2 protein-coding genes are annotated in these 1,991 nt (G+C 64.0%); both read right to left on the reverse strand.

What is annotated here, in order from left to right:
* Window positions 1–2: 2 nt before the first annotated feature.
* Window positions 3–923 (reverse strand): carbohydrate ABC transporter permease, encoded by a 921-nt coding sequence (locus tag HFV08_RS30995; RefSeq protein WP_168543886.1) that lies wholly within the window; start codon window positions 921–923, stop codon window positions 3–5.
* A gap of 106 nt (window positions 924–1,029) precedes the next feature.
* Window positions 1,030–1,950 carry a carbohydrate ABC transporter permease gene (locus tag HFV08_RS31000; protein WP_168543885.1) on the reverse strand — a complete coding sequence of 307 codons (921 nt, stop codon included), beginning with the start codon at window positions 1,948–1,950 and terminating at the stop codon, window positions 1,030–1,032.
* Window positions 1,951–1,991 lie beyond the last annotated feature (41 nt).

A 1,991-nucleotide genomic window follows, 5' to 3' on the forward strand; every position in this document is an offset into this window, starting at 1 on the left:
GGTTATTTGACGGCGCCGGCGGTGAGGCCTTGGACGACTTGGCGTTGGAAGATGATGTAGGCGGCCAGGACGGGGAGCATGGCCATGACGAGGCCTGCGAAGAGTCCGGACCAGTCGCCTTTGTAGCCCTGGGAGACGGCGAGTTCGACCAGGCCTTGGGAGAGGACTTTCTTCTCGGGCTGGGTGTTGAGCACGGTGGGGAGCATGTACTGGTTCCACTGGCCGAGGAAGTTGAAGATGCCCACGCTGATCAGCCCGGGTTTGGCCATGGGGAGCATGATCTGGAAGAAGGTGCGGGTGTGGGAGGCGCCGTCGACGAAGGCGGCTTCGGCGACGGAGGAGGGCAGGGTGCGAAAGAACGCGGTCAGGAAGAACACGGTGAACGGCAGGGAGTAGGCGATGTAGACCAGGACCAGGCCGTGCAGGGTGTTGACCAGGCTCGCGTTGTTCATGACGTAGAACAGGGGGACCAGGGCGAGCATGATCGGGAAGCTCATGCCGCCGACGAAGAGGTAGTACAGGAAGCGGCGGCCGGGGAACTCGAAGCGGGCCAGGACGTAGGCGGCCATCGAGCCCAAAATCAGGGTGCCGGTCAGGGAGCAGGCCACCACGATGAGGGTGTTGGCGAAGTACTGGCCCATGTGGGCCTGGCTCCAGGCCCGTGACCAGTTCTCGAAGTGGAGCCGGTCGGGCAGGGACCAGGGCGAGGCGAAGATGGCGCTGTCCGACTTGAACGAGGTCATCACCGCCCACGCCAAAGGCAGCACGACCAGGATCGCCCACAGGATCAGGATGCCGTGGGAGAACACGTTCAGGACCCCACCGCCCACACCCTGTCCCGACCTGCCGGCAGGACCGGCGACAGGGGCGGGCGTCTTCAGCGGATCCTTGCCCACCCTGCCGCCGCCCACCGCACCGGGCACCGCAGGAACACCGGAAGTGTCGGCGGTTCCGGTGGTTCCGCGGGTTTGTGGAGTGCCGGGGTTGTCGGGGGTGTCGGGGTTGTTGGGGGTGTCGGTGGTCTTCACGTCAGAACTCCAGCCGTTCGCGTCGGCCCAGTCGCATCACCACGGCGGCGAAGAGCAGGGTGATGATCAGCAGGGCGACACCGATCGTTGTGGCATAGGCGGCCTGACCGCCTGCGAAGGCCTTCTGGTACACGTACAGCGGCAAGACCGTGGTCGAGTCCGCCGGACCGCCCGGGCCCACCGTCATGATCTGCACCGTCGCGAACGCCTCCGCGCCCAGAGCGAGGATGCCCATGTAGACCCAGCCCGACTGGACCGTGTCCCACAGCAACGGCAACGTGATCTTGAAGAACGTCGTGAACCGTGACGCCCCGTCCAGCAACGCCGCCTCGTAGAAATCCTTCGGGATCGAGGCCATCCCCGCGGAGAACAGGACCACGAAGAACCCCACCGTGGACCACACCAGCACCGCCATCACACACCACAGAGCCAGATCCGGATCCCCCAGCCAGTTCGGCCGGTCCGCGACCCCGAACGCCTCCAGCGCCCCGTTGATCGCCCCCTGACGCGGGTCGTAGGCGAACTGGAACAACAACGCCACGATCGCGATCGACAGGACCTGCGGGAAGAAATACGCGATCTTGTAGAACCCCGCACCCCGCACACCCCCCACCGCCGCGTCCCTACGACGCCGCCCGCCCACATTCAGCATGTAGGCGAAGAACAACGCCAAAGACAGTGTCACCAGCGGCAGCAACAGCGCGAACAGCACACTGTGCTGGAACGACTTCCAGAACACCCCGTCATCCAGCATCTTGCTGTAGTTCCGGAAACCCACCATCTGGAAATCCGAACTCAACCCCGTCCAGTCCGTGAACGAGTAATAGATCGCCTGGATGAACGGCCAGATGACGAAGACGGCATACAAGGCCAGTGGAGCAACCAAAAACCCCACAATGAAACGGTACTTACCATGCTCCATGATCTACCGGTCCTGGTCTCTACGCGATAGCCGCCGCTGGG

This window comes from Streptomyces physcomitrii (assembly GCF_012273655.1).
Lineage (GTDB): Bacteria > Actinomycetota > Actinomycetes > Streptomycetales > Streptomycetaceae > Streptomyces > Streptomyces physcomitrii.

What these genes read in the sequence shown, in the direction of transcription:
- HFV08_RS31000 (WP_168543885.1), bottom strand. Translation starts at nt 1,950, where the DNA reads ATGGAGCATGGTAAGTACCGTTTCATTGTGGGGTTTTTGGTTGCTCCA.